Genomic DNA, 19566 nt, shown 5'->3' with positions numbered 1-19566 from the left:
CTCATCGGATTCGACCCGCTGAGGATAGATCCATTTTCGCCCGTCTGCGCCCGCCGGCCTCACATTAAGTGTTAGCTGTTTCTCATTTTGCTGAAGTTCTAATGAGAATCCCCGTCCCACAACCAATTCCAGATTCCCGGCAACTTCACTGCCTCTGAACCGCTTCTGACGGTGCGCGCCAAAGCCGCCCGTTGCAGCGCCGCCCTGTCGTCGTAAAACGGCTTCTGCGCCAACGTCACCCCCGTGGCACGGGCGCTGTCGAGGAGAATTTGCAGGTATTCGCGGGCATGCCGGGCGGTGTAGCGATTCAGGTCGTGGAAGGTCACCACCACCGGAATCACACCGTCCACCGTCGGCAATTCGCCCAGTGCAATGCGCTCACGCACTTCGGACAGTTGCCGCAACATGTTGGCCCGTCTCCGCGGGCTGGCGTTGAAGCCCCAGATCTTGCCGTCGTTGGCGCTCAGGTCGGTCAGCAGCAGGTGCAGACCATGTCGCTGATAGGCGGCGAACACACGTGTGTCGTAGTTCCAGAACGGCGGACGCACCAGGGTGGGCGGTGCGCCGGTGATTGCGGCAATGTCGGCACTGCCCTTGCTCAATGATTGCTCCAGCTCTTGCGGGCTCAGCGAGCGGTGATTGGTGTGCGAGTGGGTCGCCGTGTGGAAACCCAGCACATGCCCTTCAGCCTGCTCCCGGTGCATGACCCCGCGCCCGATGTCGCTGTCGCCGGCCCGTGGCGCGCCGGTCTGCACGAAGAACACCGCTTTGATCCCCGGTTGCACCGGGTTCTGCGCGAGGCTGTCGAGCACCGTCATGCTCGGGTTCCAGAAACTTGACGCGCTGGGACCGTCGTCGAAGGTCAGCACAAAGCGGATCGGTGGCTGCGCGCGCAGACGCTGTTCGGTCTGCGGGGTCAGCTCGATCGGTGAAGCGATGCAGCCAGCGAGCCCGACAGCGATGGCTAGCGTAGTGAGAGCCTTGAACAACTGTTTCATGGTTTGCCTTGGGCCAGACCGTAATGGTCATCACGTTAAAACGGCAAAAACCCTTCGCCCATTGATCCCTTGTCAGCCCGCAGGTCGCTGCAGGCCGAGGTTGGATCAGGGTACACAGTGTTTGGTTCCAGCGCTCACCCTCGTGGCTTACCGCGCCAACGACTGCTGGAACCATCGCCAGAGCTACATTCGTCAGGAATTGGCCGTTCAACCACAGCATCCTCGCGAAGGACGGTACCCGTGCTCCTACACTAAAAGCTCAAGCCTGAGGATTAACCGATGTGCGGACGACTCTCGCAGTACCGTGGCATTCACGACTTTGTCGCGGTGCTGAGCATTCCCGACGCGCTGATCAACCATGTCGGTAATGAACCGCTGGCCCGCTACAACGCCGCGCCCACCACTCAACTCGCCCTGCTGCACCTTGAGCCTGACGGGTTGCACGCCGATTCGGTGCGCTGGGGATGGCGGCCGCACTGGGCGAAGGACCGGGCGGCGCCAATCAATGCCCGGGTCGAGAAAGTCGCTCATGGCCCGTTCTTCCGGGCGATCTGGCCGCACCGTGCGATTGTGCCGATCGACAACTGGTTCGAATGGGTGGATGCCGGCGACACGACGCGGCAGCCGTGGCTGATTCGTCGACGGGATCGGGCGCCGATCTACTGCGCGGCGATCGGCCAGTTCCCTCACGGTGGCAGCGAGCCGCGCGGCGACGACGGTTTCGTCATCATCACGGCGGACAGCGCTGGCGGCATGCTCGACATTCATGACCGACGGCCAGTGGTGTTGTCTGTGCAACTGGCACATGAATGGCTGGACCCGGCTACGCCTAAAGAGCGTGCCGAGCAGATGGTGCTCATGCAAGGTGAAGTCAGTGAAGTGTTCGAGTGGTACAGGGTCGATAAGGCAGTGGGAAATGTCAGGAACCAGAGTGCAATGTTGATTGATAAGCTGACTTGAATTGGATCCATTTCCGGTTTCTGAATAGCCGAACGGCATAAACGTTACACGGACTGTTTCATCCAAGAAACACTAAAAGGAATGCGGCAAAACGATGCATTAACCGCTTGTCTGACAATTGAATTGTTGTACATACATTTAGTAGTGCTACAGATAGCATGCGCGCCGCATTTCCCCTGGCAGTACCTAATTGACCAAAGAGTCAATAAACAAGGAAATCCCTAAATCCAACGAGCCTGCAGAGAACTAAGTTGCGCGAAGATCTTGTCATTAATCAAGTCGGCGGTCTGGAGTGCGTGTACCTGTCGCTGACAGAACGCTATCAACTTGACTGCTTTATCGGGCAATACATAAAGACCCGAAACCTGCGTTCCATCCCCAATATCAACGACATCCTGCGCTCAACCCTCGCAGCCTACTCCGGCAAGCCGCCAGTCATGGTCAACGAATTGAATGCCTGGATCGACAAGACGTTGGGCTACCGGGCCTCCCACCCGGATTTTCCGTCACTGGACGATATTTGAAGTGAGGCGCTGCTGAGTTCAGCACAAGACTGAACGAACCGAACATTGTTGCACTCTGAAGAAGAGGCCCATCGAGGCCTCTTTTTTCAGCTCTTATCTGCACAAGGATTGCGCCCCAGACTTTGCGAATTACCCGTTCGATGCCTGAATCAAAGCCTTGGCGAATTTAAGGAGGAATACATGAGCGAACTCATTCCCTATGCCGTGCATTATTTGCTCGATGGCGTTCGTCAGCACTTTTTCAAACTGGCTGAACAGTTCTCCGATGTTGACGCAATTCGTTCAGCCTCGGCGCATGCCTTTCCGCAATCCGACGGAAAGATCGCCGCACACGCCTCCCCCGAAACGGCGCGCTTGAGCGCTCAACAACTGGGTATCACGCAGATACGTTGGAATGAGGCGATCTGACGGCCTTACCCGCCCCGCTTGATCGCGAATGACTGTTCAATCAAGCAAAGTACTTCAGACACACCTGCTTTTGTGGCGAGGGCGCTTGCTTGACTGAAGATCAGCGGTGGGGGATGCGGACCCGTCAGGGCTTCAGCGGACGCTCTTGGTCACGATCTGACAGTTCTTTACCATCGTCGGGGTGCTTCCAGTCCGGTGTCGAACGCCTCTGTCGCTCAAGCTCTTCTTGAGTCGGTTCATCCTCATCTTCATCCAGATCAGGACGTTTTGGTTCATTGGCCATACGCGCCTCGCTTCCTGAAGGAATTCCCTTTAAGCGTAGAACAGTTTCCGAAGCGCGACTCAAAGCCACCAGCGCAGCAAAAAGAAAAACCCCATGCTCAAAAGCATGCTGAGCAAGGTATTGCGGGTGTACAGCACCAATCCCACCGCCACCAGCGAACTGATCAGGTACGGGTTGTCCCACTGCAGATTCAGCTGTTTGTCCGGCATGAACACAATCGGTCCGCAGATCGCGGTCAGCATCCCCGGCACGGCAAAACCGAGGAACTGCCGGGCATTGCTGCTCAAGCGCAGCGGCAGTCGTGGTTCGAGGAATACGTAGCGGTTCAGGAAGACGAGCACGCCCATCCCGATAATGACAGCCCAGACCATCATGTGCGCCCCCCATGGAATTTGTTGCAGATGAAGCCTGCAGTCATGCCCGCCAACCCCGACAGCACCAGCGCCGAGCCCCATTGCCAGTAGCTGAACAACACGGAACAAAACAGCGAAACCGCGACGCAGACCACCGTCGGAACGTTGCGTACCACCGGGGTGATCAGGGCAATGAAGGTCGCAGCGATGGAGAAGTCCAGCCCCAAGTGTTCGAGGCCGGGAATGCTGCTGCCGAGGACGATGCCGGCCAGCGTGAACAGGTTCCAGGCGATGTAAAACGTCAGGCCAACGCCCAGGGCGTACCAGCGATTGAACTGCTGTTTGTCATGCTGGCTGGTCAGTGCGAACAGCTCGTCGGTGAGCAAAAACCCCAGCCCCACGCGCCAGCGACCCGGCAGCGGTGAAATCACCGAACGCATACTCATTCCGTACAGCAAATGCTGGGAGGTCAGTAACAGCGTGGTCAGCAAAATCGAAAAGATCCCGGCACCGCCCTTAAGCATGCCGATGGCGACCAATTGCGCGGCACCGGCAAACACGATGCTCGACAACCCTTGACCTTGCAGCGGCGTGAGATTGGCCTCGATGGCCATGGACCCGGCCAGCAGGCCCCAGGGCGCGGTCGCCAGGGACAACGGCATGATCGCTACAGCGCCGCGAAGAAAGGCACTGCGCGGCATGAGTGAGTTCGACATAAAGCTCTACAACCAGGGGAAGACGCCAGACTGTGCCAGCAGTTGCGTTCGATGGCTTGAACAATCTTGCGCACTTGCGGGCAGCACTTGCCGAATGGCTCTGGGCAGCAGCAAGGAACAGAACCCGAGTACCATGGAGCCATTCGCCTAACGCGTCAGGGAGTCGACATGCTTTACCGGATCGCCGCCGATGGGCTGGTGCTGTTTCATTTGCTGTTCATTCTGTTCGTGCTGTTCGGCGGGCTGCTGGTGCTCAAATGGCGACCGCTGATCTGGTGGCACCTGCCCGCTGCTGTGTGGGGCGTGAGTGTGGAAGTCTTCCACCTGATGTGTCCCCTGACTCAATGGGAAAACGTCATGCGCCAGGCCGCTGGGCAAACCGGTTACGGCGGTGGCTTCATCGAACACTACGTGTGGCCGGTCATTTACCCCGCAGGGCTGACACCGGCGATTCAACTGGCGCTGGGCAGCGTGGTGCTGGTGATCAACGTCATGGTCTATCTTCGGCTGATCAGGTTGTGGAAGTTACGCCGGGCAGCCTGAAAAACCCGCCGAGAATCGAAAATGCTGTCGATTGAAGACCTGACATTGCTTCAAGCCATCCGCGAAACCGGCAGCCTGTCGCGGGCCGCCGCGCACTTGGGCAAAGCGCCTTCTACCGTGTCCTGCTGTCCAGGGCAGTGACCGCTTCGTTTGAAGTCAGTTGGCGATGACGCTCATGTTCCGCCCACTGGCCTTGGCCACGTACAACGCTTTGTCCGCAGCGGTGACGAGGTCGTCGGGCTGATCCTGCGAGGCCGGGTTGTAGGCGCAAACCCCCACGCTGACAGTCACCATACCCTCAGGGCATTCGCTGTGTACGATGCCGGCCTGCTGCACCCCGCGACGAATTTTTTCGGCGACCAGAAACGCCCCCACATAGTCGGTGCCGGGCAGCACCACCGTGAACTCCTCGCCGCCATAGCGGGCGGCCAGATCGCCGGGGCGTTTGATGTTGTCCTTGATAATCGCGCTGATTTTGCGCAGACAGTCATCACCCGCCACGTGCCCATAACGATCATTGAAGCTCTTGAAGTGATCGACATCGATCATCAGCATGGCGAGGTGGGTCACCGTGCGCCGGGCCCGGCCCATTTCCGCGAGGATGAACAGATCGAACTGACGCCGGTTGGAGAGCCCGGTGAGTGCGTCTTCGAGCGCCAGCAATTCAAGGCTGCGGTTGACCTCGATGAGCTTTTCCCGGGCATCAAGCAGCACGCTCTGAAAATGATTCTGCTGCTTCATGAAGCGAATGAGGCGATAGCCGAGCCCTCCCAGAAACACCAAAAGCAACAGCACGATGCCAGCGCTGAGGATGGACTCCTCGCGCCAGCCGGCCAGGACGTCTCGCTTGTCCAGGCCGGCAAAAACGATCAGCGGATAACCATCAACCCGTCGAAACCCCACCACTCGCTCCACACCATCAACATATGACTTGACGGTGGCCGTGCCGGAATTGCCCTTGGGCAACAGCTGCATGAACAGCGGCCCCTTGGCGACGCTGGTGCCGACGTCTGCTTCGTTGAATGGCCGGCGAACGACGATGCTGCCATCGTCGGCGATCAGGTTGATCACGCCGTTTTGGCCCATGTCGATGCTGTCGTACAGCGCGAGGAAATGGTCGAGGTAGATCGTTGCCAGCGCCACACCGGCGAAACTGCCATCTGGATGATTGATCCTGCGTGACACGGTCATGATCCATTCGCGGGTCGATCGACTCTTGATCGACGGTCCGATATGAGGTCCCCGGTCAGTATGATCACGATGGTAGATGAAGTATTCACGGTCGGAATTGTTCGCACCGGGTATATCCGCACCGTTGGAATTGGCGATCCACCCCCCTTTTTCGTCAAATACGAACAGACCATGGAGCTGGGTCAGCTCACTGCGTTGGGCGGCGAGCAAACGCCTGAATCTGGGCAGCTGCGCTGAGGCCACGCCCTCGTTTTCGACGCGGTCCACCAAGGCAAACAGCAGCGTATCGGCCTGTTTGATTGACGACTGCGCTTGCGACGTCAGGGTCTGGGCAAGGTTGGACATTGCCACTTCTTTGTCATGCAAATGGTACTGGCGCGAGTTCCAGGCTTCCCAGATCACAATGGCCGTCAAGGACAGGCACACCGCCACGAGCAGGACAACCGCGTAGCGGACCCTGCGCCGGGACTCGATTTGCTCGCCCCCCCAAGGCGCGACGGGCCGGCTGTGTTCAATTCGGTCGTTGATGGACGGATGCCCCATGACGCTCCCTGACTCGTTATGACATGGCGACTTTTCCCGTTCGCCCTTTTAGCGCCATCCAGTCGTGCCTGACACTCGGACCGCTATGCCCCACCAGAAACAAGATAGGCGATTTGCTCGCGTTGTGACGGGTTTGTGTGGGGTGAGGATGCGACCCCACGGGATTTACTTCGGTGGCTGCTTCACTGCTTCAAGCCAGGCCGGGTTCAGTTGTGTCTGTTCGGTATCGAGGCCCAGCGCTTCCATCCGCGCCTTGTGTTGCTCCACTTCCCGGCTCAATTGCCCATGGTCGCTGGAGTTGCCGTCCAGTTCGTGCATCTGGCTCAAGCCCAGATGGTAGAAACGCAGCAGTTTCATGGCCGTCGGATCACCCGCCTCCACCGCCGCTGTCACCTGATGCATCACATTGGTGATGCTCATCAGACTGCGCTTGAGCTGCCAGCCGTACACCGCCGGCGCCATCCAGGCCTGAGACCAGAACATGCCGCGCATCAGCGCCACCATCAGCAGCACCGCGACAAACACGCCGCCGACGTTAAATCGCAGATTGTCGCCCCCCGGCTCGCCAAACAACGCCACCGCCGCAGTGGACAGCACCATCGCCAGCGCCAGAAATATCAGCGCAATAATGACCGTGCTGCGCCGCGTCTGCTTTCGAAAGAGTTCGGCGTTCATCGGCTGGATTTCGAACATCGTGACGGGGTTCCTTGCATCAATGGTAAAAGGCTCGGTGAGCGAAAAGACTGCGGGGCATTATCGCCCCTGTGCAGGATTTAGCTATGCTGGGCGCCTCTTCATCTTTTCATCGTCAAACGGGGAACATGGCGATACAGCGCAGTTCGTGCCATCTTCTTTCTTGGATACACACTATTCGGATGCCATTTGCCTGTTTGAACGGCATCGTTTTAAGGATCATTGAATGACCCAACGACAAGTAATCAACGCCTCCGTCAGCCCTAAAGGCAGCCTGGAAACCCTTTCTCAACGTGAAGTACAGCAACTGAGCGAAGCCGGATCCGGCAGCACCTACACCTTATTCCGCCAGTGCGCCCTGGCCATCCTCAATACCGGCGCCCATGTTGATAACGCTAAGACCATCCTTGAAGCCTACAAAGATTTCGAAATCCGCATCCACCAGCAGGACCGCGGCGTCCGCCTGGAACTGCTGAATGCCCCGGCTGACGCCTTCGTCGACGGCGAAATGATCGCCAGCACCCGGGAAATGCTGTTCAGCGCCCTGCGTGACATCGTCTACACCGAAAACGAGCTCGACGCCCAGCGCATCGACCTGAGCACCTCCCAGGGCATCAGCGACTACGTCTTCCACCTGCTGCGCAACGCCCGCACCCTGCGCCCCGGTGTCGAGCCGAAGATCGTGGTGTGCTGGGGTGGCCACTCGATCAACACCGAAGAATACAAATACACCAAGAAAGTCGGCCATGAACTGGGCCTGCGCAGCCTCGACATCTGCACCGGTTGCGGTCCCGGCGTGATGAAAGGCCCGATGAAAGGCGCGACCATCGCCCACGCCAAGCAACGCATCCACGGTGGCCGCTACCTCGGTTTGACCGAGCCCGGCATCATCGCCGCCGAAGCGCCGAACCCGATCGTCAACGAACTGGTGATCCTGCCGGACATCGAGAAACGCCTGGAAGCCTTCGTGCGCGTGGGCCACGGCATCATCATTTTCCCGGGCGGCGCCGGCACAGCCGAAGAGTTCCTGTACCTGCTCGGCATCCTCATGCACCCGGACAACGCAGGCCTGCCCTTCCCCGTGGTGCTCACCGGGCCGAAACATGCGGCGCCGTATCTGGAACAGCTCGACGCGTTTGTCGGCGCAACGCTGGGTGACGCCGCGAAACAACACTACGAAATCATCATCGACGACCCGGCCGAAGTCGCGCGCCAGATGACCCAAGGCCTCAAAGCGGTCAAACAGTTCCGCCGCGAGCGCAATGACGCGTTCCATTTCAACTGGCTGCTGAAAATCGACGAGGGCTTCCAGCGCCCGTTCGACCCGACCCACGAAAACATGGCCAACCTCAAACTCAGCCGCGACCTGCCACCCCACGAACTGGCGGCCAACCTGCGCCGCGCGTTCTCCGGCATTGTCGCCGGCAACGTCAAGGACAAGGGCATCCGCCTGATCGAAGAACACGGCCCTTACCAGATCCGTGGCGATGCGGCGGTCATGCATCCGCTTGATCAATTGCTCAAGGCCTTCGTTGCGCAGCACCGGATGAAACTGCCGGGTGGCGCGGCTTATGTTCCGTGTTATCAGGTGGTTGCATAACAAAACTTATGTGAGCTGTAACATCGCGAGTCGGCCTTGTGGAAGCGAGGCTGCTCGCGATGAGGCCGGTACATCCAACTGTGCTGTTGCCTGTACGACCGCTATCGCGAGCAGACTCGCTCCTACAGGTTGAACGGGCAAATCCGGGAAATCTGTTTGGCCCGAAGGCCGCTGAGATCAGCCGCCCTGATTGCCACACGCCGCAAAATTGCTGTAATCCAATACCTTCTGCGTACCGCTCGAATCCAGATACGTCATCCGCGCATTCACAATCCCGCAATTTGCCCCGCCGTCTTCTACAGTGGAAATCACCTTCTTGATATCCCGATTTAAACGGCCGGAGGTATCTGCCATGTGTCGTAAAACCGGGACTATTAAGGCGTAAGGTGTCACACAGGGCAACCGATACAGTTCAATACACCCGCCCCTGAAAAAAACCGACTTGTATGCCCCTGTATCAAAGTCATCTCCAGATACAGTGAGATACAAAGGCCGGCAGGCAGGTGCGGCGTGGCTCCCTAGAATGCGCGACGTGCGAATAACAAGAGGTTTGAGCAATGGAACACGTGAACCACATCCTGATCGTCGATGACGATCGCGAGATCCGTGAACTGGTCGGTAATTACCTGAAAAAGAACGGCCTGCGCACCACCGTGGTTGCCGATGGCCGGCAGATGCGCAGCTTTCTTGAAACCAACACCGTGGACCTGATTGTGCTCGACATCATGATGCCCGGCGATGACGGCCTGCTGCTGTGCCGCGAACTGCGCTCAGGCAAACACAAGGCCACGCCGATCCTGATGCTCACCGCCCGCAACGACGAAACCGACCGCATCCTCGGCCTGGAAATGGGCGCGGACGATTACCTGACCAAACCGTTCTCCGCCCGCGAACTGCTCGCGCGGATCAACGCCGTACTGCGCCGCACCCGGATGCTGCCGCCCAACCTGCTCATCACCGAAAGCGGCCGGTTGCTGGGCTTCGGCCGCTGGCGCCTGGACACCACCGCCCGCCACTTGCTGGACGAAGACGACACGATGGTTGCACTCAGTGGCGCCGAGTACCGCTTGCTCCGGGTATTCCTCGATCACCCGCAGCGCGTGCTCAGTCGCGACCAGTTGCTCAACCTCACCCAGGGCCGCGACGCCGACCTGTTCGACCGCTCCATCGACTTGCTGGTGAGCCGCCTGCGCCAACGGCTGATGGATGACTCCCGGGAGTCGACCTACATCAAAACCGTGCGCAGCGAAGGCTACGTGTTCTCCTATCCCGTGGAATTGCTCGGCGCCGAATCATGAAACGCTACCTGCATTGGCCACGGACGCTGTCGGTGCGCAAGATGCCTTGGCGTTTACTCGCATCCAAGGTGCGCAACAGCATTTCCAGGCACACCTGAAACTCGCCGACGGCAGCCCGCTGACCATCGACGTCCGGCCATCGGTGATGCCGTTGTCCTCGTGGCTGCCGATGGTGCTGCTGGTGCAACTGACCCTTTTATTGATCTGCACCTGGCTGGCGGTCAGGGTCGCCATCCGCCTCCTCACCCGCCTCGCCCGCCTCGCCCAGGCAGTGGACACCCTGGATCCGAACACCCACGCGGTGCATCTGGACGAAAAAGGCCCGACCGAAGTCGCACATGCCGCCAAGGCGTTCAACGCCATGCAGGCGGCGGCCTGTGCGCCGAGCTCACCCTCGCGGCACAACCCTTGTAGCAACTCTGGGGCAAGGGTTTTGTATCCGTCTGTATAAGAACCCCGAACAGATACGTATAAGCCGATTTCAGCGCGTTCAAGCACACATCACCGATACACCCGGGCGTTTAACTGTGTTCACCGGATAGCAGCAGCTACCGACCCACACACATTCAAGCGCACGGAGAATCACCCATGTTCAACTTCTCGAAAGTCTCGTCCCTGGTACTCGGTCTGGCATTGGTTGGCGGCCTCGGCCTGTCGAACCTGGCGTCGGCCAATACCGTCAGCGCTGCGTCCCATAGCCAGATCCAGCAACTGTTGGTGGAAGGTGGCTCGGACCGGTTGCAACAGAATCGCGTCGCTGAATATGGCTCTGAAAACCTGCAAAACAACCGTGTTGCTGAAGGTGGCTCCGATCGCCTGATCGAGAACCGCGTTGCCGAAGGCGGCGCTGATCGCCTGCAAGAGCTTCGTGAGCGTGTGGCTGAAGGTGGCGCGGATCGCCTGCAAGAACTGCGCGAACGTGTCGCGTCGATCAGCCCGAAGAATGCCGTACAAGGGGGGGTTGTCGTCGCGGAGAATCGCCCTGAGTTCGGCTCCAAATATCAGCGTTACTGATCAAACTCTGCAAACCGCCAGAGATCAAATGTGGAAGCGAGCCGGCCCCGGGCGGCGTGGTGGTGGCGCGCTGGTAACAGGCGCTGGATGAAATGAGACGCGACGGACGTCTCGAACGACTCAGGCAGCGTTGGCCCAGCACCCCCCCGCTGACAGTGGATCAACGCGCTCGATATCAACTATGCGCAAGGGTGTTTTCTCATCGCGACGCTCCGGCACTACAGTGGCCACATCTTCTCCCCACTCTACTGGAGCAACATCATGAAAAGCATCATTGGTCTTGGTTTCGCCCTGTCGGTTCTTGGCGCTACATCCGCCATCGCCGCCCCACATGCCACCTCGCAAGTCGTTGCGGCAGCCAAAGTCAGCCAACCGGCAACATTGAACGTGAACACTGTCGGCGTTGATCACAAAGACAGTCAGGCCAGCAAACTCTACGTCGCGGAAAACCGCCCTGAGTTTGGTTCGAAGTATCAGCGCTATTGATTAACGGCTTTGGGCCGTTTGAAACAGGAAACCCCGGGTAGATCCGATCTACCCGGGGTTTCTCGTATCCGGGCAGGCGTGTAACCGAATCACTGTAGATCGTAGGCTCCAGCGGCGCAGGCGCTGCCAAAGTCTACGATCGTGTTCGCGCTTCAGGCCGCCAGCTGGCCGCTGGCAATCGCCGCCGACGCGGCCAGCATCGCCCGCAACAACACCGCACACCCTGCCGCCAGATCATCCGGCGCGGCATTTTCGATTTCGTTGTGGCTGATGCCGCCTTCGCACGGCACGAAGATCATCCCGGCCGGGCCGAGTTCAGCAAGGAAGATCGCGTCGTGCCCTGCTCCGCTGACGATGTCCATGTGCGACAGCCCCAGACCTTGCGCAGCCCCGCGTACCGCTTCGACGCAACCCTTGTCGAAGTAGAGCGGCGGGAAGTCGGCGGTGGGCGTGAGTTCGAAGGTCAGGCCGTGCTCCTCGCAGGTGGTTTCGATGACTTCACGGACTTCGGCGATCATCGAGTCCAGGCGCGCCGGTTCCAGATGACGGAAATCCAGGGTCATGCGCACTTCGCCGGGGATGACATTGCGTGAGCCGGGATAGGCTTGCAGGCATCCGACGGTGCCGCAGGCATGAGGTTGATGGCCGAGAGCGGCGCGGTTCACTGCGCCGACAATCACGGCAGCGCCGACCAAGGCGTCCTTGCGCAGGTGCATCGGCGTCGGGCCGGCGTGGGCTTCGACGCCGCGCAGTTTCAGGTCGAACCATTTCTGGCCGAGGGCGCCCATGACGATGCCGATGGTTTTGTGTTCGTCTTCGAGGATCGGGCCTTGCTCGATGTGCGCCTCGAAATAGGCACCGACGGCATGGCCGCTGACCGTGCGTGGGCCGGCGTAACCAATGGCATTCAACGCTTCGCCAACGGTGACGCCATCGGCATCGACCTTGGCCAGGGTTTCTTCGAGGGTGAATTTTTCCGCGAACACGCCGGAGCCCATCATGCATGGGGCAAAGCGCGAGCCCTCTTCGTTGGTCCAGACCACCACTTCCAGCGGCGCTTCGGTTTCCACGCCGAGGTCGTTGAGGGTGCGCAGCACCTCGACGCCGGCCAGCACACCGAAGCAGCCATCGAACTTGCCGCCCGTGGGTTGGGTGTCGATGTGGCTGCCGGTCATCACCGGGGGCAGGTTCGGGTTGCGGCCGGGGCGGCGGGCGAAGATGTTGCCGACGGCGTCGACGCTGACGGTGCAACCGGCGTCTTCACACCAGTTGACGAAAATGTCCCGGGCCTGGCGGTCGAGGTCGGTCAGGGCGAGGCGACAGACGCCACCCTTGACCGTGGCGCCGAGTTTGGCCAGGTCCATGAGCGACTGCCACAAGCGGTCGCGGTTGATGTGCTGATGGGTGGACTGCAGAACGTCTACAGCAGCGTTCATGGTGATCTCCTCAGGCAGTTCTTATGAATATTTTTTGGTGTTTTTGAGGCCGTCTTCGCGAGCAAGCTTCGCTCCTGCAAGGAATACGCGAACCTGTAGGAGCGAGGCTTGCCCGCGAAGAGGCCAGTGCTCACGCCGCAGATTTCGCGATTGACGCGCTAGGCCGCATCGAGCACAACCCGTAATAAATCAGCCCCCCCAGCGCCGAGCCGGTAAACCAGCCATAACTGTAGAACCAGCTGAACGCATCGCTGCCCAGGGACAGCAGCGTCAACGCCACCGGCACGCCAAACGCGATAAACCCGAACCAGTTCCACGCCGGGTACACGTCATCGCGATACAGACCGGCCAAGTCCAGTTGCTGTTTCTTGATCAGGAAATAGTCCACCACCATGATCCCGGCGATCGGCCCCAACAGGCTCGAATAACCCAGCAACCAGTTGGAGTAAACCGTCTCCAGGCTCAGATCCGAAACGATCAATCCAAGCTTCTTCAACAGCTCATGGGCCATCAGCGCCAGGCCGACCAGGCCAGTGAGGATCACCGCCTTCGTGCGGTTGATGAACTTGGGCGCAACGTTCTGGAAATCGTTGGTCGGCGACACGATGTTGGCCGCCGTGTTGGTGGACAACGTGGCAATGATGATCAGCGCCATGGCCACCGCGACCCAGACCGGGCTCTGAATGTGACCGATCAGGGTGACCGGATCGGAGACGCTGACGCCCACCAGTTTGACCGAGGCCGCCGTCATTACCACGCCCAGCGAGGCGAACAGGAACATGGTCAGGGGCAGTCCGATGATTTGCCCGATGATCTGGTCCTTCTGGCTTTTCGCATAACGACTGAAGTCCGGAATGTTTAGGGACAACGTGGCCCAGAACCCGACCATCGCGGTCAGCCCGGCGGCAAAGTAACTGACCACGCTGGCCCCTTCCGGGCGCTTGGGCGGGATCGCCATCAGTTCGGTCATCGACACGTTCGGCATGGCCCACACCAGCAGGCCTGCGCCCACCAGCACCAACAGCGGCGCCGAAAGGGTTTCCAGCCATTTGATCGAGTCCGCACCGCGAATCACCACCCACAGGTTCAAGGCCCAGAACACCATGAAGCCAATCACCTCGCCGGTGCCGCCCAGGGCTTTCCAGCCGTCGAACACCGAGCCGAGAAACAGGTGAATGGCTAGTCCGCCAAACATGGTCTGAATGCCGAACCAGCCGCACGCCACCAGCGCCCGAATCAGGCAAGGAACGTTGGAGCCGAGGATGCCGAAGGACGAACGCAGCAGCACCGGAAACGGAATGCCGTACTTGGTACCGGGGAAGGCGTTCAGGGTCAGCGGGATCAATACGATGATATTGGCGAACAGAATCGCCAGCAGTGCTTCGCCGACACTCAGACCGAAGTAAGCAGTGAGTACGCCGCCGAGGGTGTAGGTCGGCACGCAAATCGCCATGCCAACCCACAGGGCGGTAATGTGCCATTTGTTCCAGGTTCGTTCACGCACCTTGGTCGGTGCCATGTCGTGGTTGTAACGGGGACTGTCGAGGACGTCGCTGCCGGCTTCGAGCTCAAACAAGCCGTCGCGCTCGGTCACTTGCGATCTGATCTGTTGCATGGCCGCTCCACTGTTCTTTGAATTATTTTTTGCTCATCAGGGGCTGTTGGCATCAATAAGCGTGCCGGGCACCCCGTTTGCGCATCGGGCAGTTCCACAAAAACTTCGCAACCAACTGATGTTTATCAGTTTTTATATACCGTTCAAATAGTCCCTCGGTTACTTGCCTGTTCACTCAGGCCGAATGCCGGGCAAGTTGTCCGAACCGTCAGGGCTCAATCTGGTGCATGGGTCTTTTTTTTCAAAGTTGCGCATCAACCATAGACCATCCTCAAGCAGCTGATTTCACATAAGAAATCTCGTTCATTTTGAGAACCTGTCAAGTGCGTCAAAATGGTTCAGGACCACACCATTTTGGTGATTTCACAATTTAATCGTTATTTATCAATATGTTAAAACAGCAATAAGCTTATAAAAAATATTCTTGCTCATTCCATAAACTCAGACTAGTTTCTATTCCTGACAGCGCTGACAGGAATACACCTGTTTGCGCCGGCTTCATATAAAACATTTAGAACCGACATAAGTCGGTCATTGCCTGCGAGGAACTCGGAATGTCTCTGTTGATCCGTGGCGCCACCGTTATTACCCATGATGAAAGTTATCGCGCCGACGTCTATTGCGCCGACGGCGTGATAAAAGCCATCGGCGACAATCTTGATGTTCCGGCCGGCGCCGAAGTGCTCGACGGCAGCGGCCAATACCTGATGCCCGGCGGCATCGACCCGCACACGCACATGCAACTGCCCTTCATGGGCACCGTGGCCAGTGAAGACTTTTTCAGTGGCACTGCGGCAGGCCTTGCCGGTGGCACCACGTCGATTATCGACTTCGTGATTCCCAACCCACAGCAATCCTTGATGGAGGCGTTTCATCAGTGGCGCGGCTGGGCCGAGAAGTCGGCGTCGGATTACGGTTTCCATGTCGCCATTACCTGGTGGAGCGAACAGGTGCGCGAGGAAATGGCGGAGCTGGTCAGCCAGCATGGGGTCAACAGCTTCAAGCATTTCATGGCGTACAAGAACGCGATCATGGCCGCCGACGACACCCTGGTAGCGAGTTTCGAGCGCTGCCTGGAGTTGGGCGCGGTTCCGACCGTGCATGCGGAAAACGGTGAGCTGGTCTATCACCTGCAACGCAAGTTGATGGCCCAGGGCATCACCGGTCCCGAAGCGCATCCACTGTCGCGACCTTCTCAAGTGGAAGGCGAAGCCGCGAGCAGGGCAATCCGCATTGCTGAAACCCTGGGCACGCCGCTGTACCTGGTGCATGTCTCGACCAAGGAAGCGCTGGACGAAATCACCTACGCCCGCAGCAAGGGCCAGCAGGTCTACGGCGAAGTGTTGGCCGGGCATCTGCTGCTGGACGACAGCGTCTACCAACACCCGGACTGGCAGACCGCCGCCGGTTACGTGATGAGCCCGCCCTTCCGTCCTCGCGGCCACCAGGAAGCGCTTTGGCACGGTTTGCAATCAGGCAACCTGCACACCACCGCCACGGACCACTGCTGCTTCTGTGCCGAACAAAAAGCCGCCGGGCGAGATGACTTCAGCAAAATCCCCAATGGCACTGCCGGTATCGAAGACCGCATGGCTGTGCTCTGGGATGAGGGGGTCAACACCGGCCGTTTGTCGATGCAGCACTTCGTGGCGCTGACCTCCACCAACACCGCGAAGATCTTCAACCTCTACCCGCGTAAAGGTGCGATCCGCGTGGGCGCTGATGCGGACCTGGTGCTGTGGGATCCGGAGGGCACGCGGACCATTTCGGCGAAGACTCACCACCAGCAGGTCGACTTCAACATCTTCGAAGGCAAGACCGTGCGCGGTGTGCCGAGCCATACCGTGAGCCAGGGCCGGGTGGTGTGGGCCGATGGTGATCTGCGCGCTGAGCGTGGTGCCGGGCGGTATGTCGAACGGCCGGCGTATCCGGCGGTGTTTGACTTGCTGAGCAAGCGGGCTGAGCAGAATAAGCCGACTGCCGTGAAACGCTGAAAATCGAGGCCTTCGGCCTTCGCGGGCAAGCCTCGCTCCTACAGTGGCACGCAATCCAAAAAACAGGAGCGAGGCTAGCCCGCGAAGAGGCCGGCCGCGACAACACAAAACCAATGCCCATCAGAGGCAGTACCTCAATAACCGTGAGGCCAACACCGTGATCAAGTCCCTGAACCACCTCCCGCATCCCTATGAGAATGCGGCCGCCCTCGCCGGCCACTTCACCGACCTGGCACCGCCACTCAACGACCGTCAGGCGCATCTGGAAGCTTCGCGCTGCCTGTATTGCTACGACGCGCCGTGCGTGAATGCCTGCCCGAGCGAGATCGATATCCCGTCATTCATCCGCAATATCCATCAGGACAACGTCCAGGGCGCCGCGCAGAAAATCCTCTCCGCGAACATCCTCGGCGGCAGCTGCGCACGGGTGTGCCCGACGGAAATCCTCTGCCAGCAAGCCTGCGTGCGCAACAACGACCACGAGTGCGCACCGGTATTGATCGGCCTGTTGCAACGTTACGCCGTCGACAACGCGCACTTCAGCGAACACCCCTTCCAGCGCGCCGCCACCACCGGCAAACGCATCGCTGTGGTCGGTGCCGGCCCGGCCGGGTTGTCCTGCGCTCACCGCAGTGCGATGCATGGCCACGACGTGGTGATTTTCGAAGCACGGGAAAAGGCTGGCGGCCTCAACGAATACGGGATCGCCAAGTACAAACTGGTGGATGACTATGCGCAGAAAGAGCTTGAGTTCCTGCTGCAGATTGGTGGCATCGAAATCCGTCACGGCCAGAAACTCGGCGAAAACCTGACCCTCAGCGAACTGCATCAGCAATTCGACGCGGTGTTCCTTGGCCTCGGCCTGGCCGCCAGCAAGCAACTCGGTTTGCCTCACGAAGACGCCCCCGGCCTGCTCGCTGCCACCGATTACATCCGCGAACTGCGTCAGGCCGATGACCTGAGCCAATTGCCGCTGGCCGATCATTGCATCGTCCTCGGCGCCGGTAATACGGCCATCGACATGGCCGTGCAAATGGCCCGCCTCGGCGCTCACGACGTGAATCTGGTGTACCGCCGTGGTGTCGAGGAAATGGGCGCCACCGGTCACGAGCAGGACATTGCCAAGGCCAATCAGGTGCGCCTATTGACGTGGGCGCAACCCGAAGAAGTGCTGCTCGATGACCAAGGCAACGTGCGCGGCATGCGCTTCGCCCGCACGCACCTGGTGGACGGTCGTCTGCAAACCACCGGCGAAACCTTCGAGCTGGCCGCCGACGCGATCTTCAAAGCCATCGGCCAGGCCTTCGATGCCAGCGCCCTCGCCGATCCGCTGGCACGCGAACTCAAACGCCAGGGTGATCGAATCCAGGTCGATGAACAGCTGCGTACCAGCATTCCCTGCGTGTATGCCGGTGGCGACTGCACCAGCCTCGATCAGGACCTCACCGTGCAAGCCGTGCAGCATGGCAAACGGGCGGCCGAGGCCATCAATGCTCAACTGATGCTCAACGTGGAGGCTGCGTAAATGGCCGATCTTTCGATTGTCTTCGCCGGCATCAAATCGCCGAATCCGTTCTGGCTGGCCTCCGCGCCGCCGACCGACAAGGCCTACAACGTGGTTCGTGCCTTCGAGGCTGGCTGGGGCGGCGTGGTCTGGAAAACCCTGGGTGAAGACCCGGCAGCGGTGAACGTGTCGTCGCGTTACTCCGCGCTCTTCGGTGCCAACCGTGAAGTGGTGGGCTTCAACAATATCGAGCTGATCACCGACCGCTCGCTGGAGATCAACCTGCGGGAAATCACCCAGGTCAAAAAGGACTGGCCGGACCGCGCGCTGATCGTGTCGCTGATGGTGCCCTGCGTCGAAGAGTCGTGGAAGTTCATCCTGCCGCTGGTGGAAGCCACCGGCGCCGACGGCATCGAATTGAACTTCGGTTGTCCCCACGGCATGCCGGAACGCGGCATGGGCGCGGCGGTCGGCCAGGTGCCGGAGTACGTCGAGCAGGTCACCCGTTGGTGCAAGACCTATTGCTCGCTGCCGGTGATCGTCAAGCTCACGCCGAACATCACCGACATCCGCGTCGCCGCCCGTGCGGCCCATCGCGGCGGGGCCGATGCGGTGTCGCTGATCAACACCATCAACTCGATCACCAGCGTCAATCTGGAGCGCATGGTCGCCAATCCCGCCGTGGGCAGCCAAAGCACCCACGGTGGTTATTGCGGTTCGGCAGTGAAGCCGATTGCGCTGAACATGGTCGCCGAAATCGCTCGTGATCCGCAGACTCAGGGTTTGCCGATCTCCGGCATTGGCGGCATTGGCAGCTGGCGTGATGCCGCGGAATTCATCGCCCTGGGCAGCGGCTCGGTCCAGGTGTGCACCGCGGCGATGCTGCATGGCTTCCGGATTGTCGAGGAGATGAAGGACGGTCTGTCACGCTGGATGGACAGTCAGGGTTACGCCAGCATCCCGGAGTTTTCCGGTCGCGCAGTGGGCAATACCACGGACTGGAAGTACCTGGACATCAACTATCAAGTGATTGCGAAGATTGATCAGGACGCGTGCATTGGCTGCGGACGCTGCCACATTGCTTGCGAAGATACCTCGCACCAGGCGGTGGCCAGTTTGAAGCAAGCGGACGGAACGCATAAGTATGAAGTGATTGATGATGAGTGCGTCGGCTGCAACCTGTGCCAGATCACCTGCCCGGTGGAGGATTGCATCGAGATGGTGCCGATGGAGAACGGCAAGCCGTTTCTGGATTGGAATCATGACCCACGAAATCCCTACCATGTTGCCGTTTGAGATCTGCGTCGCCTGAGCCTTCGCCTGCGTCTTCGCGGGCAAGCCTCGCTCCTACAGGTTTGTGTCGATCCACGATTAAATAATCGACGCTGGCCCTGCAGGAGCGAGGCT

At 59.5% G+C, this 19566-nt stretch carries 19 protein-coding genes and 3 pseudogenes; 13 read left to right on the top strand and 9 right to left on the bottom strand.

All coding sequences use genetic code 11. The features are described 5' to 3' along the window. Positions 1-98 precede the first annotated feature (98 nt). Positions 99-998: a polysaccharide deacetylase family protein gene (locus QMX98_RS14835; protein ID WP_172791160.1), complete on the bottom strand. Its 900-nt coding sequence runs from the start codon at positions 996-998 to the stop codon at positions 99-101. A 279-nt stretch (positions 999-1277) separates the two neighbouring features. Between QMX98_RS14835 and QMX98_RS14830 the strand changes: the two genes are divergently transcribed. The 3 genes from QMX98_RS14830 to QMX98_RS14820 all read left to right on the top strand — a co-directional run bounded on the left by QMX98_RS14830 (position 1278) and on the right by QMX98_RS14820 (position 2890). After that, complete coding sequence (locus tag QMX98_RS14830; protein WP_154501112.1) at positions 1278-1958, top strand: SOS response-associated peptidase family protein; 681 nt, start codon at positions 1278-1280, stop codon at positions 1956-1958. 251 nt (positions 1959-2209) lie between these two features. Continuing rightward, a complete protein-coding gene (locus tag QMX98_RS14825) occupies positions 2210-2482 on the top strand; it encodes a hypothetical protein (RefSeq protein WP_077749271.1) in 273 nt (90 codons plus the stop codon). A 180-nt stretch (positions 2483-2662) separates the two neighbouring features. Beyond that, entirely contained in the window at positions 2663-2890 is a 228-nt protein-coding gene (locus QMX98_RS14820) for a DUF6555 family protein (protein ID WP_282410969.1), read from the top strand. 124 nt (positions 2891-3014) lie between these two features. Here the strand turns inward: QMX98_RS14820 and QMX98_RS14815 are convergent, their stop codons facing one another. Genes QMX98_RS14815 through QMX98_RS14805 form a run of 3 tightly spaced genes read right to left on the bottom strand, consistent with a single transcriptional unit; the run spans position 3015 to position 4242 of the window. Further along, positions 3015-3173: a hypothetical protein gene (locus QMX98_RS14815; protein ID WP_167362281.1), complete on the bottom strand. Its 159-nt coding sequence runs from the start codon at positions 3171-3173 to the stop codon at positions 3015-3017. A gap of 59 nt (positions 3174-3232) precedes the next feature. Continuing rightward, positions 3233-3544 carry an AzlD domain-containing protein gene (locus QMX98_RS14810; RefSeq protein ID WP_010455066.1) on the bottom strand — a complete coding sequence of 104 codons (312 nt, stop codon included), beginning with the start codon at positions 3542-3544 and terminating at the stop codon, positions 3233-3235. Further along, a complete protein-coding gene (locus QMX98_RS14805) occupies positions 3544-4242 on the bottom strand; it encodes an AzlC family ABC transporter permease (protein WP_042932778.1) in 699 nt (232 codons plus the stop codon). The genes QMX98_RS14810 and QMX98_RS14805 overlap by 1 nt, the downstream gene beginning before the upstream one ends. Positions 4243-4410: 168 nt before the next feature. Here QMX98_RS14805 and QMX98_RS14800 point away from each other — a divergent pair, with 168 nt between their 5' ends. Beyond that, complete coding sequence (locus QMX98_RS14800) at positions 4411-4785, top strand: DUF2784 domain-containing protein (protein ID WP_010455070.1); 375 nt, start codon at positions 4411-4413, stop codon at positions 4783-4785. A 21-nt stretch (positions 4786-4806) separates the two neighbouring features. Next, positions 4807-4908: pseudogene (locus tag QMX98_RS14795) on the top strand (LysR family transcriptional regulator); the annotation flags it as partial. Positions 4909-4941: 33 nt separating this feature from the next. Here the strand turns inward: QMX98_RS14795 and QMX98_RS14790 are convergent. Next, the gene (locus tag QMX98_RS14790) at positions 4942-6519 is read right to left on the bottom strand and encodes a sensor domain-containing diguanylate cyclase (protein WP_010455072.1); all 1578 of its coding nucleotides are present in this window, start codon (positions 6517-6519) and stop codon (positions 4942-4944) included. 165 nt (positions 6520-6684) lie between these two features. Beyond that, positions 6685-7212 (bottom strand): DUF3087 domain-containing protein, encoded by a 528-nt coding sequence (locus tag QMX98_RS14785; protein ID WP_282410967.1) that lies wholly within the window; start codon positions 7210-7212, stop codon positions 6685-6687. A gap of 226 nt (positions 7213-7438) precedes the next feature. Between QMX98_RS14785 and ppnN the strand changes: the two genes are divergently transcribed. Then, complete coding sequence (gene ppnN / locus QMX98_RS14780; protein WP_010455076.1) at positions 7439-8812, top strand: nucleotide 5'-monophosphate nucleosidase PpnN; 1374 nt, start codon at positions 7439-7441, stop codon at positions 8810-8812. A gap of 177 nt (positions 8813-8989) precedes the next feature. Here the strand turns inward: ppnN and QMX98_RS14775 are convergent. Beyond that, positions 8990-9142, bottom strand: a pseudogene (locus tag QMX98_RS14775) (DUF2790 domain-containing protein); the annotation flags it as partial. A 227-nt stretch (positions 9143-9369) separates the two neighbouring features. On the opposite strand from QMX98_RS14775, the gene QMX98_RS14770 reads away from it, so the two are divergent. The 4 genes and pseudogenes from QMX98_RS14770 (at position 9370) to QMX98_RS14755 (ending at position 11610) form a co-directional block, all read left to right on the top strand. Further along, positions 9370-10110 carry a response regulator gene (locus QMX98_RS14770; protein WP_077749277.1) on the top strand — a complete coding sequence of 247 codons (741 nt, stop codon included), beginning with the start codon at positions 9370-9372 and terminating at the stop codon, positions 10108-10110. A gap of 4 nt (positions 10111-10114) precedes the next feature. After that, positions 10115-10480: pseudogene (locus tag QMX98_RS14765) on the top strand (HAMP domain-containing protein); the annotation flags it as partial. A 218-nt stretch (positions 10481-10698) separates the two neighbouring features. Next, entirely contained in the window at positions 10699-11124 is a 426-nt protein-coding gene (locus tag QMX98_RS14760) for a hypothetical protein (protein ID WP_077749279.1), read from the top strand. A gap of 261 nt (positions 11125-11385) precedes the next feature. Further along, a complete protein-coding gene (locus QMX98_RS14755) occupies positions 11386-11610 on the top strand; it encodes a hypothetical protein (protein ID WP_010455083.1) in 225 nt (74 codons plus the stop codon). 152 nt (positions 11611-11762) lie between these two features. Here QMX98_RS14755 and QMX98_RS14750 read toward each other — a convergent pair whose 3' ends face one another. Together QMX98_RS14750 and QMX98_RS14745 are read right to left on the bottom strand one after the other, a co-directional pair. Continuing rightward, positions 11763-13046, bottom strand: coding sequence for a Zn-dependent hydrolase (locus QMX98_RS14750; RefSeq protein ID WP_083376525.1), 1284 nt, complete (start codon positions 13044-13046; stop codon positions 11763-11765). Between the two features lie 130 nt (positions 13047-13176). Next, positions 13177-14661, bottom strand: a complete 1485-nt coding sequence (locus QMX98_RS14745; protein WP_282410966.1) for an NCS1 family nucleobase:cation symporter-1 — start codon at positions 14659-14661, stop codon at positions 13177-13179. A gap of 554 nt (positions 14662-15215) precedes the next feature. Between QMX98_RS14745 and hydA the strand changes: the two genes are divergently transcribed. The 3 genes from hydA to preA all read left to right on the top strand — a co-directional run bounded on the left by hydA (position 15216) and on the right by preA (position 19455). Beyond that, the gene (hydA, locus tag QMX98_RS14740; protein WP_010455090.1) at positions 15216-16655 is read left to right on the top strand and encodes a dihydropyrimidinase; all 1440 of its coding nucleotides are present in this window, start codon (positions 15216-15218) and stop codon (positions 16653-16655) included. Between the two features lie 157 nt (positions 16656-16812). Continuing rightward, positions 16813-18180 (top strand): NAD(P)-dependent oxidoreductase, encoded by a 1368-nt coding sequence (locus tag QMX98_RS14735; protein ID WP_282410965.1) that lies wholly within the window; start codon positions 16813-16815, stop codon positions 18178-18180. Beyond that, positions 18181-19455, top strand: a complete 1275-nt coding sequence (preA, locus tag QMX98_RS14730; RefSeq protein WP_010455094.1) for an NAD-dependent dihydropyrimidine dehydrogenase subunit PreA — start codon at positions 18181-18183, stop codon at positions 19453-19455. Positions 19456-19566 lie beyond the last annotated feature (111 nt).

Origin of the sequence: Pseudomonas sp. PS02303, from assembly GCF_029959925.1 — a bacterium.
Classification (GTDB): domain Bacteria; phylum Pseudomonadota; class Gammaproteobacteria; order Pseudomonadales; family Pseudomonadaceae; genus Aquipseudomonas; species Aquipseudomonas mandelii.
Note: the sequence above shows the minus strand (reverse complement) of the source record. Positions and strands in the feature narration are given on the sequence as shown.